The sequence below is a fragment of the Methanosphaera sp. genome (genome assembly GCF_022768985.1).
Lineage (GTDB): Archaea > Methanobacteriota > Methanobacteria > Methanobacteriales > Methanobacteriaceae > Methanosphaera.
Window position 1 is genome coordinate 88,707 of sequence record NZ_JALEKL010000008.1, and the last position, 13,992, is coordinate 102,698.

The following is a 13,992-nucleotide window of genomic DNA, read 5'->3' on the forward strand; positions in this document are numbered from 1 at the left end:
ATATCCCACCTGTATTATTTTAAGTTTGATATAATTTGAACTTCTATTTTACCCCACTTTTTTTATTATTGATTATCCCATTTTTTGTGATATCTCCATTTCTCCTTGTCCTTCTGTATATGTCTCAAATTCAAATGCCATACGATCAAGACCATAATCTTTAAGAACATCTACTACATCCATATATGGCATATTTTTATGAGTATTATCTTCTGTTCCTACTCTTATTACTTGAGTAGTAGTAGTATGACTTTGTCCACCTACCACCCAACCAGGGACATATGCTGCTTGATCTTCTATTGGTGTATTATAACCATTATTTGGATTTGCTGCTGTTGCCATTCCCATTATTGTCATGGAAAATAGTAGTGCCATTAATAATGGAATTATCTTGTTTAATTTAATCATACGTTTCACCTTTTAATTAAAAAAAAGTACTTATTAAATATTTTAGAAATAATACAAAAAAAGAATTTAATCTTTTTTCATATGATTACCTTTCTATTGTTTTTATTATAAATATAGATTAAATAGTACGTATTAATACTATAAAACTATTATGAAAAAGATAAATTAGTAAAAAAAGAATATTTTATTGGTTTTTTATTTTGTAACTTATTTAAATTAGATTCAGTTATTCATTTTTTTACTAGCTAAATAACTTATTGATGAAATTTTTTATTTAAAATAAGTTTCATTACTATCTAATATTTTTTTTTATTTTGTAGATTAATTGTGTTGGTTGTATTTTGTTATGTCTATTATAGTATAGTTTATTTGGGTATTATTCTAAAAATCTTTATAATTTAAAAACTATATAATATATTTAGTTATACCTATATTTTATTAAACTTTTTATATAGGAAATTATATTTTTAAACCAACATAAAAGAGGATAGTTAATGATCAATATAACAACATTTCTAGATGCAAATGCATGCAGACTCAACAAGCCAATATACTACTCTGTTGATCGTAACATGAAATATACATCAAAAGAAATTCTCAGCATAGTTTCAGAAATTGGACGAACACTAAAAAATGAATATAATATCAAAAAACAAGACCGAGTATTAATATACCTTGAAAACATACCAGAATACCTATTTTCACTACTTGCAATCTGGCGTATAGGTGCTGTTGCAATACCAACAAATAGAATCTATACAATAAATGAGATAAACTATTTCATTGATGATGCAGATGCAAAACTTATAATTACAGATGAACAACTTCCAGATGTAGATATTGCACAGTATATTATACCTGTTATGGATGAATATAGAAATGCTGATGTTCTTGAAGCTGAAAATACACAGTGGGATGATCTTTGTCAGCTACAATATACAAGTGGTACAACAGGAAAACCTAAAGGTGCAATGCTTACACATGGAAACTGGTTTAGTGCAATACAAAATGAATGTGACATACTAAAAATGACACATGAAAGTGTACTTTTCTGTATATATCCAATGGCACATGTAGGTATATCATGGGCAATAGCATCACTACGTGCGGGTGCTCTTACAATTACAAAAAACAATTACACATTTGATGAATATCTTGACATAATCTATGAAAACAGGGTGACAAATGCAACAGGAATGCCACCTGTTATACATTCAATAGTATCAAATCCACAAAAGGTACAAAACAAGCTATATTCTGTAAAATCAATAATTACAGGTGGAGGACCACTACACAAAGAACTATGGAAGAAGTTCTATAAAAAATATGGTATACCAATACTTAATGCATATGGAGCATCAGAAACAATAGTTGTTGGAACAGGAACAATAATAAGACCAGAAGACTATGCATTTGCAGATAGATTTGAAAGTGTAGGACATCCTGTATGTTTTAGTGAAGTAAAAATTGTAGATCCACAAGATGAAACAAAAACACTACCACAAAATGAAAATGGAGAAATAGCACTAAGAGGTCCATCAATAGCACAGGGATACTGGATGAGACCACAACAGACAAAAGAAACATACACAGATGATGGATGGTTCCTAACAGGAGATATAGGATACCTTGATGATGATAACAGACTTTTCATAACAGATCGTAAAAAAGATATGATAATCATGTCAGGATGGAAAATCTATCCAACAGAAGTAGAAGAAGAACTACTTAAATACCCAGCAGTAAGTGAAATTGCAGTATTTAGCTTAGATCATGAACATCGTGGTGAAATTCCAGTTGCAGCTGTAATATGGAAAGATGGAATTGATGATACAGAAGGACTACTTGAATATGCACGCAAAAATCTTGCAAGATATAAAATACCACGTGAAATATTTACAACAGATACACTTCCAAGAGTAAATGGATGGAAACTTCTAAGAAAAGATTTAAAAGAAAAATACTCTAATATATAAAAAATAGGATATAAGAAAAACTGGGTTTTTTTTCATTTTACAACAAAAAAAAGATAATAGTTAAGAATTAATATATTTTAAAAAAAAAGAATGTGTTTAATATGCATGGAAAAGAAATTAGTGAAAATATAGAAGAATATCTTGAGACAATCTACAAAAAAAGTCTCATGAATAACATGGCAAAAACTACAGAAATATCAAAAGATCTTGGTATTGCTCCAAGTAGTGTAACCCAGATGCTAAAAAAACTTGAAGAGGAAGGATATGTAACATACTATCAATATAAGGGTGTTGAACTTACAGATAAAGGATATAAAATTGCAAAAGAAATAGTAAGAAAACACAGACTTATTGAAACATTCCTATATAATACACTTAATTTAGACTTAGAAGATATCCATGACCAGGCATGTGCAATGGAACACTCACTATCTGATGAAGCAGAAAGAAAACTATGTCAACTTCTTGAATATCCAAATCAATGTCCTGATGATCATAACATAATACCAGTATGTGACCTTGACATACCATCATGTTATGAATGTTCAAAAGTACATAAGATAGATGAAATACCAAAAAGACTAGAAAAACTAACAGCTGTAGGAAATATGCAGATAAATCAGGTAGGAACAATAAAATTTATCAGAGGAGACAATGATAAAATTAAAAAACTACTAGATATGGGCATAACACTAGAGATGAAAGTAACACTAATAAATACAGCACCACTAAATCAGCCAATTAAGGTATTAATTGAAGATAAACAAGTAGATCTTGACAAGGATTTATCACTTGACATCTTTGTAGAACTTGATGAATAATATTACTCCCCACCATACTTTTTTTTTATGTTAATTTTTTTTTATGAATATTTTTTTACTAAAAATTATTAAAAGTATATAAGTTAAGAATATTTAAAAGTATTATTGTATAATAGACTTAGATAGGAGGATTTTTTTATGAAATATAAATGTACTTTATGTGGATGGGTATACGACCCAGCTCAAAACGATGGAGTAGAATTTGAAGACTTACCAGATGACTGGACATGCCCATTATGCGGAGCAACAAAAGACTTATTTGTTCCTGCAGAATAGGTTAAATTCTAATTTTTAGTAGATATAACTTACACTTTCTAGGTTATATCTATATAAAAAACTCTTTTTAATTAATTTCTAAACTTCCCCAAAAAAATGATAATTTCTTATTTTTATAAAAATTAAATTAAATAGATTAAATATCTATTATTAACATAATGATCACTCTTTGTGTACTTTTTTACCTTTTAATGTCACTATTTTGGTACATTTTATTATTTATACTATGAATACTATAAATTATATTAATAATAAACATTAAGTACGCTAGAATAAACATGTAAGAGTTATTCTATGAATACTTATTATAACAACATTAAGGTGGTGAAAAAATGGTATTAATTGAAGGAGAAATTGGTGGAAAAAAATATCGTGAACCATTTTCAAAAGGAATACTATCAAAATCATTAGTAAGAGCAGAAATTGACTCAGCTAAAGCATATGAAATGGCAGCTGAAATTGAAAAATATTATATGGATAATTCTATAGATGTGGTACAAATTACAGATCTTGTTGAATTTGTAAAAGAAAAGCTTAATGAGGAAGATCCTGAACTTGCTAAGAAGTATATTTCATGGAAGAAAATTAGACAATCTGAAGATCCTCTTATTATATTAATTGGAGGTGCATCAGGTATTGGTACTTCATCAATTTCATTTGAACTTGCAACTAAACTTGGTATTAAAAACATGCTAAGTACTGATATGATTCGTGAGGTTATGAGAAAGATTGTTTCAAAAGAGTTATGTCCAACACTATTTGAATCAAGTTATACTGCAGCTGAATCTCTTAGTACACCTGCACCACCAGAGTTTGATAAGACACTTCTCGGATTTAAAGATCACGTAAATACTGTTAATGTAGGATTAACTGGTGTAATTGAACGTGCAATAAAAGAGGGAATAAGTATTGTTATTGAGGGAGTACATATTGTTCCTGGATTTGTTGATGAAGAACTTCTTAAAAAGAATAATGTTCATATGTTTGTTTTATCATTATCTGATGAAGAAATTCATAAAAGTAGATTTTATTCAAGATGTAGACAGCTATGGGCAAGACGTCCACTTAAAAGATATCTTGAACACTTCACAGATATTAGAAAAACACATGATTATATTGTAGGTGAAGCTCATAAACATAATATTTCTGTTATTGAAAATATTGATGTTACAGCTACAGTTGATGAGATGATAGAAGATATTATTGAAAAAGAAAAAGATAACAAATCTGACAATAAGTAGGATTTTATTTTTTTTAGAATTTTTAAACTCCAAAATTTATTCCCCTTTTTTTATATTTTTTTTTATTGAAAAACTAGCTCTTTTTATAATTAAATTATATAAATTAAATTATTTAAGATAAGAAGGATGGGAGGGGAAGTGTTTGTATAATTAGTAGTATAGGTCTGCTAACCAGTCTACACTAAGGTATCTTTCTCCTGTATCTGCAAGTATTGCAACTATTGTTTTTCCTTTATTTTCTGGTCTTTTTGCTAGTTGTACTGCTGCATATACTGCTGATCCTGATGAAATTCCTGCAAGTATACCTTCTTTTTGTGCAAGATCAATTGTGGTTTGTCCTGCATCTTCATCTTCTACTGCTATTGTTTCATCAATTAAATCTAAGTCCATTGTTTCTGGTATGAATCCTGGACTTATTCCCTGTATTTTATGTGCTCCTTTTTTGTTTTGTGTTATTACTGGTGAGCCTGCAGCCTCTACTGCAACAAGTTGGAAGTCGTCTTTGTGTTTTTTAATTTCACGTGCTATTCCTGTTGCTGTTCCACCTGTTCCTGCTGCTGATACTACAATGTCGACGTTTCCATCTGTATCTTTTAGTATTTCTTTTGCTGTTAGTCTTTCATGTATTTCAGGATTTGCTGGGTTTTCAAATTGTTGGAGTATTATTGAGTTTTCTATTTCTTCATTTAACTCTTCTGCTTTTTTAATTGCTCCTGGTATTCCCTCAGCAGCTGGTGTTAGTACAAGATCTGCTCCGAAGATTTTGATTAATTTACGTCTTTCTATTGAGAATGATTCAGGTAGTACTATTTTTAGTTTGTATCCTTTTGCTGCTGCTGCAAATGCTAGTGCTATTCCTGTATTTCCACTTGTTGGCTCGATTATTGTTGTGTCTTTATCTATTTTTCCTTTTTTCTCTGCATCTTCTATAAGTGATACTGCAACTCTATCTTTGATGCTGCTTACTGGGTTAAATGATTCTACTTTTACTAGAATTTCTGCATCTAATCCTTCGGAAATTCTGTTTAATCTTACTAGTGGTGTGTTTCCGATTGTTTCTGTTATGTCATTTGCTATTGGTTTTTTTATTATTTCTATGTTTTCTATTGCCATTTTATCTTTTACTCCTTTGTTTTTTTTTATCGTTATAATTATTAGTATCTTAGTTATAATTAATGAATTTATTATTATTTTTATCATAAATTTGGTATATTCAAGGGGGTTTAAATAAATAATATAATAAATTAACAATTATTATATTAACATTGTTATATTTTAATTTATTAAAAAACATATATAAAACTTTTGAAAAAAAAACACTAAAAAAATTCATAAAAAAAAGACCAAATTAATTGGAAAGGGGGTTAAAATAGAATAAAACAAAGTTTATCCTACATAATATAAACTAATAATACCTCAAATACAGTAATAAGTATTAAAATTAATATTACAATTACAAAGAAGTTCTGAAACATACTATGATTTGTAACATTTTTTCTAATAATATTATGCAAATTAGCATTAAATCTTGAAGCATAAGCTCCAGCTATAATAAATGAGATAATAAATACCCAAATTAAAACTTTAAATAAAACATTAATATAGTAAATATTAGCCTCAAATAACGATGAAAGAGCCAAACCAACAGATGCATTAAAGTATGGCATACTCTCAGCAATTGTACTTATAACAGTTGAGGTACTTGAAAGAAGGTATGTGTTAAGCAATGTAGTATATGCCATTGCAATAAGTGCAATAGCAATAGATACCCAAAGATATGCACTTGTTTTATAAAATAAATATTCAGATTTAAAATTTATTTTAGTTACACATTCTGAATATGTAATATTACCTTCATATTTAATTTTTAATTTGTAATCCTTTTTTGTAATTGCTGCTGAAATTTCAGCAATTCCATCCTCTGATACTTCAGCTTTTCCAACAACCCTTCCCTTCTTAGCTGTGACTGCAACGACTCCTTTAGGTACAGGTTTATCTGTATCAACCTCTGTAACTTTAACTTTTACTGTATATCGTCTTGAATCAGAATCAGTAATTTCAGCACATGCTTTTGTTTTAATTCTATCTGGCATAAAAAATACCCCTAAATTTATTTTATATTTTCTATGTAAGTTTCACATTAAAACTTAAAGAAAAACGATTGTCTAATTATTCAATCCATAGATTAAATTTATTTATCTATTTTAAAGTATATATAAATTACATAAAAATAATTACAAAAAATGAAAATAACAAAAATAATAACAAAATAATAAGATCAATAGTATAATACTAAAAAAAATATATGCACATTAATTATTTTCTAAGAAAAGAAATCCCGATAATTACCTATTAAAAAAAAGGATAATTAAAATATTATACTATTTTCATTTCAAATTATTATAATATAGTCATACAACATCACTAATAAAGTTTTTTAGTATATTAATAAATATTAACATAAAATAGACACATGAATTATTAAATAAAGAAAAATAAGCAGATTTATAAATAAATAAAAAAATAAAAAAAATAGAAAAATGAAAATCACATTAAATTTTCAAAATAAAGGTTTTAATTTGTAATCTCTTTATCATTAACACTTCTTATATAATTAGGAGCACTGCCAAGAGTATAACCTAGTGTGAAATAGAAACTTGTCTCATCATCTGAAATATTCCAGTTTTTATCACTTTTTAAAAGACTAATTGATGCTTCCTCTTCAAGTTCCTTAAATATAGCATCATATTTACGTATTTCATTAATCATAACAGGATATAATGCTTTTATTTTATCATGTGAAAGTTGAATATCATAAATCTTTCCAAGAAATGGTGTCTGTTTTAAACTTTTATACTCCATGTGTGTTAATTTACGAAGAAGAAAACCTAGAAGAAATGAAGCCTTCTTATCATCATCTATAAGTATTTCATCAAGAACATATCTATGTTCAATAGTTAAATCTGCCATAATAAATAATCCTCCAATAGTTTAAATTTATTTGTATTTCCTAGAATACCTTATCAATAACTGATGTAATTTTAAGAATTTCAGAATCAGACTTTCCAAGCATCTTCATAGCCTTAGCTGAAGCTTCAACAGGTGAATCCTTATTTTCCATCATAAACTGACTAATATATGTCATAAATGTCCTAAATTCAATCTTATTTTTAAATGTTTTTCTAAGAAGCTTATCAACATCTTTTTCTTCATCCTTGTCAAGTAATTCTACATCTTCCTTAATTTCCTCATCATTTAAAACTGCATTAATTGTATCAATATCATGATATTTTAGAAGTTCATTAAGAAATGCTTCATTCATCTTACTTCTATTATCCTTATTTTTACGTAGCTTTTTTGTTGACTCTACATTTTTAAGAAATTCATCATAAAATACTTCAACTTCAGATTCTCTAACAAAAAGCTTAGGAACAACCTCAAGAAGTCTAGGATCAATATTTAATCCTACAAATTCCTCATCATCACCTTCTTGTTCCATCTTTATAACTTCATCTGGTTTTTGTGTCATTGATCATCACCATTATCTTTAGTTTTATTACTATATTTTATATCTTTATCTTCATTGTTAACTATTTTATCTTGATTTTCTATTTTTTCCTGATTTTGCATAATTTCAATAAGATAATCAAGCTTCATATTAATATCATCAATATCAGATTCAAGCTGTTGAAACCTATCTTGTACATATTCATGATTTTCATGAATTGTATCTCTATTATCTTTAATAATATTTCGTGTTTCAGTTTCAGGCTGTTTCATATACAATGCTGACATTGCAGCTGTAAAAATACTTATAAAAAATACTCCTGCAACAATTGATATTAATGCAATTATCTGACCTGGGAATTCTACAGGTGTAATATCACCATATCCAACAGCTGTTAATGTTGCAATATTAAACCATAATGCTTCAAAGAATGTATGAAGATTTGGATCAATATGATATAATACATACGTTGAAATAAGTGTATAAAATACTATAATAATAGTTAATACCTTAAGTAGTCTATTTTGTACAAAATAGCTGAGTGATCCTTTATTAAATATTTTAAGATTTTGAAGTCTGATAACCTGAAATAGTGGTATGAGCTTTACAAGTTTAAATAATCTGACAACTGTAAAATATCTGAATAATATAAAATTAAGTGGCAGTATCGATAAAATATCAATAATATGTGTCTTTATAAACTCCCATGGTCTTTTATCTGACTTTTTATATATTACAAGTAGATTAAAGAAAAGACATACACATACAAATAAATCAAAATATGCTGTGAAAACAATTATATTTAATGAAACATCACCAATACTTACAACAAAAATCATTGCAAGATCTATAATAATTAAAATTACAAGAAGTATATTTTTAAGTTCTTCAAGAACTTCACGATTCTCCTTTATAGACTTTTTTAAATGTTTAATATTCATTTTAATACCATTATTATTATGATAAATGTTTAATTTATATACTAGTTTTGTAAAAAAAGTTCTTAAAAAAAAATAATTTCCAATTTTTGAAAATAAAAGAAGATTAAAAGGAATAGATTTCTAATAATCTTCTCTATATGTTTAGATTACTTAGAGTTCTGATGCAATTTTTCTTGCTTCTTCTATGTAGCTTGCAAGTTCATCTTTATCTCCAGCTTTGGATGTTCCCATAGCTGTGATGTTTGCAATTACTTCCATTCCCATGTATCCAAATGGCATTACTTTGAATGATTCTATGTAGTCTCCAAATTTGTCTTCAGATTGTGCTTGTGTGAAGATTGTTACTACTTTTTTACCTTCAAGTGTTTTGTTTGGGTTTCTTGATACTTGGTAGAATCTGTCTACGAATGCTTTTGCTTGTGCTGTCATTTGTCCGTAGTAGATTGGTGATGCAAATACTAATACATCAGCATCGAGAAGTTTTGCAATGATTTCATTACCATCATCATCAATTACACAGTCACCTTCTACACATCCCATACATGCATTACATCCTGCAAGATCTTCTTCATTTAAAAATACGTAATCTGTTTGTGCATCTGCTGCATCTAAGAATTCTTTTACTAACACGTCACAATTTCCATCTTTTCTTGGGCTTCCTACGATTCCTAATACTTTCATTTTTAATATTCTCCTAGTTTATTTTATAAGTTAATTTTAGTATATGAAATATTATCTTTCAAATAAAATTCTAAATTCTTTATTGTCTTATTCCGCACTGAATTTGTATTATTTAAACAATATTTCATTAAAAAAAAAATTTAGTTTTACTTTTTAGATATTAATATTTTATAAAGAACTTATTTAATAAAGCTTTCTTAGATTATTTTCACCTAAATTCTAGTTATATTAACATGTATGTATGTTAAATGGAATAATAATATTTAAAAAAAGGAAAAATAAGAATATGGGGTGGTGAATAGTTAGTTTATTGTTTGAAGATACTCATCTGGATCTAATTTAAAGTTTCGTAGTATACTTTCTTGAAGTTCTATTGGTACACTTTTTAGTATTTGTCGTAGATTTTCATCAGTAAGGTGGTAGCTGTTTTCATGACGTTTTCCTGTTCGTTTAAGTTGTCCATCTTCTATTGCATATAGTGTGTTTATTGGTAGATGTTTCCATCTTTTATCACAGTTTAGTGATTTTGTAGAAAATAGATATCCTCTTTCTGTTTTAAGATAATGTATTCCACCTTCACAATTTGTATGTATATACATTACTGATCCATCATAGATCATTAGATTTAATTTATTGTTTTTTGCAAGTTTTGATACAATTGCCTCAATTATGTTAAATCGTTCATCAGCTGTTAGTTTATGATCTTCTTCTGCTTTATTTATTTCATCTACTATGTGTAGTAGTACTCTTTCTGAGTCTGTTACTCCACTTTGGTATCTTTTATATTTATCTAGTGGTGGGTAGCTGAATATTGTTCCGTTATGTACTAGTGTCCATGTTCTGTTGTTGTTATCTTTTTGAATGAAAGGATGACAGTTGCAACAATTCATACATCCTACTGTTGCAAGTCTAATGTGTGCAAATACATTTCTTGCTTCTACTGGTTTTGATATAAATTCTCGTAAAAATTCACTTTCTGATGCTTTTACTGGCTGTTTTTTTAGTAGTGTTTTGTTATCATCCATAAGTGCAATTCCCCAGCCATGTGGATGTTCACTACAATGTTCATAGAAACATTTGAGGTAGTCATTTATTTCTATTTCATTATTACAGCTTAAACTAAATAGTTCACACATTTATTTTTTTCCTCCCATTAAATTTTATATTTAAAACATAGTATTGTTGTTAATTAATAATTTTTTTTTAATAATGTATATAATTTTATATAAAAATGAAACTTAACAACGTTATATTAACTATAACAATGTTATATTTTTCATATGATATAAATATTTACACAAAAAAAAATCCAAAAAACAATAAAAATACTAAAAAAGAACATAATTCTGAAACAAAAATTGTACATACAAACAATTACAACTATCAACTTTATATATACATAATTTTTAATATTAAAGAATTTTAATATTAAAGAAAGAATTTAATTCATCAGCTAAATAATTTTACTATGTTAATTATCTTTATATTTTTTTAATAACAATATAATAATATAAAATAATGGAGTTCTTTTCATGGGGAAACAAGATTCAATGGAAGAAAAATTATGGAAAACTGCTATAAAATTAAGAGATTCTGTTGAAGCATCAGAATATAAACATATTGTATTAGGTTTAATATTTCTTAAATATGCAGGAGATAAATTTGAACAACAACAAAATAAGTTAATTTCTGAAGGTAAAGAAAAATATATTGATATTCCTGAGTTTTATAGTAAAGATAATATTTTCTTTTTACCTGAAAATACTCGATGGAGTTATATTATTGATAATGCTAAACAAGATAATATAACTACTATTTTAGATACTGCTTTTGCAGATATCGAAAAAAAGAATAAAAGTTTAAGAGGAGCTTTACCAAGTAATTATTATACAAGATTAGATTTAGAAAAAAAGAAGTTAACATCATTATTAGATGTTATAAATAGTATTGACACTACTGATGATACTGAACAAGATATTATAGGTAGAGTTTATGAATATTTTTTAGGGCAATTCGCTATTAAAGAAGGAAAAGGTAAAGGAGAATTTTATACTCCTAAATCTGTAGTAAGTTTAATTGCTGAAATAATTGAACCTTATGATGGAACTATTTATGATCCTTGTTGTGGTTCTGGTGGTATGTTTGTACAATCATTGAAATTTATTAAATCTCACCAAGGAAATACAAAAAATGTGAGTGTTTATGGTCAAGAAAACGTTTCAACTACTAGAAAATTAGCTCTGATGAATCTTGCAATTAGAGGAATATCTGCTGATTTAGGGAAAAAAGCTGCAGATACATTTTTTGATGATCAACATATTGATAAACGTTTTGATTATATAATGGCTAATCCTCCATTTAATATTAGTGATTGGCGAGAAGAAAATGAATTAATCACTGATTATCGTTGGAATGGTTATGATGTTCCACCAACAAGTAATGCAAATTATGCTTGGATTCTTCATATACTTTCAAAATTATCTGAAAATGGAATTGGAGGAATTATTTTAGCAAATGGTTCTTTAAATACATCAGACACTAAAGAATATAATATTAGAAAAACATTAATTGAAAACAATCTCATTGAAGCAATTTTAGTTTTACCTGCAAAATTATTTTATTCAACCAATATCCCTGTAACTCTTTGGATATTAAATAAGAATAAAAAACAAAGAAGTATTGTTAAGAACAATAAAATAATAAATTTCAGAGACAGAAAAAATGAAATTTTATTTATGGATTTAAGAAACTTTGGTTCAATATATAACAAAAAATTTGTTGAATTAACTCAAGGAGATAGAGATAAAATAGTTAATATTATTCACACATGGCAAACTGAAGATTATTCTTCCAAATATAAAGATATTCCAGAATTATGTTATTCTGCATCTATTGAAGAAATAAGAGAAAAAGAATATAAATTAGCTCCAAGTGCATATATTGAATTTAAAAATAATAATGAAGATGAAATGGATTTTGATAAAGAAATGACTAAATTAAGTCAAGAACTAAGTGAATTATTAAAAGAAGAAGTTGATTCAACAAATAAACTAATTAAAATCATGGAGGATTTGAATTATGAAATTCAATTATGAAAAATTAGGTAATTTAATTGAAATTTCAGAAAAAAAAAATTCAGATTTAACTGTTGATAATTTAGTAGGAATGAATATTAATAAAGAATTTATACCTTCTGTAGCCAATACTAATGGAACAAATTTAGCAAGATATAAATTAATAACTAAAAATCAATTTGGATGTAACTTAATGCACGTTGGTCGTGATAAATCTGTTGTAGTATCTAAATATTCTGAAGAGAATCCTTCAATTATATCTCCTTCATATAAAATTTTTCAAGTTAAAGATACTGATCTTATTCTTCCTGATTTTTTAATGTTGTGTTTTTTAAGATCAGAGGTTGATAGATTTTGTTGGTTTTATACTGACAGTAGTGTTAGAGGAAGTTTAGATTGGTCAAAATTTTGTGAAATTGATATACCATTACCAGATTTAGACACACAACAAAAAATTGTTGATATTTATCAATTTTTTAGTGATAGAATAGAACTTAAAAAGAAGATAAATAAAAATTTAGAAGAAATAGTTGAAAATCATTTCAAAGAAAAATATATAAAAAATAAACCTCAAGTATATACCAAAACAACATTGAATACAATTATTACAATTACTAGTGGAAAAAGACCATCAGTGAAAGATAATTTAAAAACAAAAGAAATGAACATACCTTTAATTGGAGCTTCTTCAATAATGGGTTACACTAATCAATATTTATTTAAAGAAAAAATACTAATCACAGGACGTGTTGGAACTCATGGTATTATTCAGAGATTTGATTCTAAATGTTGGCCTTCTGATAATACTTTAATTATCAAAAGTAAATGGTATGAATATGTTTATCAAATTTTGAAAACAATAAATTATACAAAATTAAATAGAGGATCTACTCAACCATTGATAACTCAATCAGATTTAAAAAATATTGAAATTATATTACCTTCTGAAAAAGAACTTCAAGAATTTGAAAATTGGGCTAAAAGTATTATGCAAAAAGTAGATGAAAATAAAAAAGAAAATTCAAAATTAAGTAATTTAAGAGATATTTTACTTCCTAAGTTAATG

At 26.8% G+C, this 13,992-nt stretch carries 14 protein-coding genes; 6 read left to right on the plus strand and 8 right to left on the minus strand.

From position 1 onward, the window contains the following. Window positions 1-72: 72 nt before the first annotated feature. A complete protein-coding gene (locus MRZ80_RS03295; RefSeq protein ID WP_292536146.1) occupies window positions 73-408 on the minus strand; it encodes a hypothetical protein in 336 nt (111 codons plus the stop codon). Between the two features lie 494 nt (window positions 409-902). On the opposite strand from MRZ80_RS03295, the gene MRZ80_RS03300 reads away from it, so the two are divergent. From MRZ80_RS03300 to MRZ80_RS03315, 4 genes are all read left to right on the plus strand, one after another. Continuing rightward, window positions 903-2,384 (plus strand): class I adenylate-forming enzyme family protein, encoded by a 1,482-nt coding sequence (locus MRZ80_RS03300; protein WP_292536148.1) that lies wholly within the window; start codon window positions 903-905, stop codon window positions 2,382-2,384. 101 nt (window positions 2,385-2,485) lie between these two features. After that, a complete protein-coding gene (locus MRZ80_RS03305) occupies window positions 2,486-3,205 on the plus strand; it encodes a metal-dependent transcriptional regulator (protein ID WP_292536149.1) in 720 nt (239 codons plus the stop codon). Between the two features lie 138 nt (window positions 3,206-3,343). Beyond that, window positions 3,344-3,481 carry a rubredoxin gene (locus tag MRZ80_RS03310; RefSeq protein ID WP_292536150.1) on the plus strand — a complete coding sequence of 46 codons (138 nt, stop codon included), beginning with the start codon at window positions 3,344-3,346 and terminating at the stop codon, window positions 3,479-3,481. A gap of 332 nt (window positions 3,482-3,813) precedes the next feature. Continuing rightward, window positions 3,814-4,722 (plus strand): 2-phosphoglycerate kinase, encoded by a 909-nt coding sequence (locus MRZ80_RS03315; protein WP_292536152.1) that lies wholly within the window; start codon window positions 3,814-3,816, stop codon window positions 4,720-4,722. A 150-nt stretch (window positions 4,723-4,872) separates the two neighbouring features. Here MRZ80_RS03315 and cysK read toward each other — a convergent pair whose 3' ends face one another. From cysK to MRZ80_RS03350, 7 genes are all read right to left on the minus strand, one after another. Continuing rightward, a complete protein-coding gene (gene cysK, locus MRZ80_RS03320; RefSeq protein ID WP_292536170.1) occupies window positions 4,873-5,829 on the minus strand; it encodes a cysteine synthase A in 957 nt (318 codons plus the stop codon). A gap of 284 nt (window positions 5,830-6,113) precedes the next feature. After that, on the minus strand, window positions 6,114-6,815 hold the full coding sequence (locus MRZ80_RS03325) for a hypothetical protein (RefSeq protein ID WP_292536154.1): 702 nt from the start codon (window positions 6,813-6,815) through the stop codon (window positions 6,114-6,116). 481 nt (window positions 6,816-7,296) lie between these two features. Then, entirely contained in the window at window positions 7,297-7,692 is a 396-nt protein-coding gene (locus MRZ80_RS03330) for a TM1802 family CRISPR-associated protein (protein ID WP_292536156.1), read from the minus strand. Window positions 7,693-7,732: 40 nt separating this feature from the next. Beyond that, a complete protein-coding gene (locus tag MRZ80_RS03335; RefSeq protein ID WP_292536158.1) occupies window positions 7,733-8,251 on the minus strand; it encodes a hypothetical protein in 519 nt (172 codons plus the stop codon). Then, window positions 8,248-9,171, minus strand: coding sequence for a potassium channel family protein (locus MRZ80_RS03340; protein WP_292536159.1), 924 nt, complete (start codon window positions 9,169-9,171; stop codon window positions 8,248-8,250). Before MRZ80_RS03340 ends, MRZ80_RS03335 begins: the two co-directional genes overlap by 4 nt. Window positions 9,172-9,321: 150 nt before the next feature. Continuing rightward, window positions 9,322-9,852 carry a flavodoxin family protein gene (locus MRZ80_RS03345; RefSeq protein ID WP_292536160.1) on the minus strand — a complete coding sequence of 177 codons (531 nt, stop codon included), beginning with the start codon at window positions 9,850-9,852 and terminating at the stop codon, window positions 9,322-9,324. Between the two features lie 302 nt (window positions 9,853-10,154). Beyond that, on the minus strand, window positions 10,155-10,988 hold the full coding sequence (locus MRZ80_RS03350; RefSeq protein ID WP_292536162.1) for a class II glutamine amidotransferase: 834 nt from the start codon (window positions 10,986-10,988) through the stop codon (window positions 10,155-10,157). Between the two features lie 414 nt (window positions 10,989-11,402). Here MRZ80_RS03350 and MRZ80_RS03355 point away from each other — a divergent pair, with 414 nt between their 5' ends. Further along, the gene (locus tag MRZ80_RS03355) at window positions 11,403-12,947 is read left to right on the plus strand and encodes a class I SAM-dependent DNA methyltransferase (protein WP_292536164.1); all 1,545 of its coding nucleotides are present in this window, start codon (window positions 11,403-11,405) and stop codon (window positions 12,945-12,947) included. After that, the coding region (locus MRZ80_RS03360) for a restriction endonuclease subunit S (RefSeq protein WP_292536165.1) at window positions 12,931-13,992 on the plus strand (1,062 nt) is incomplete at its 3' end. The genes MRZ80_RS03355 and MRZ80_RS03360, both read left to right, overlap by 17 nt.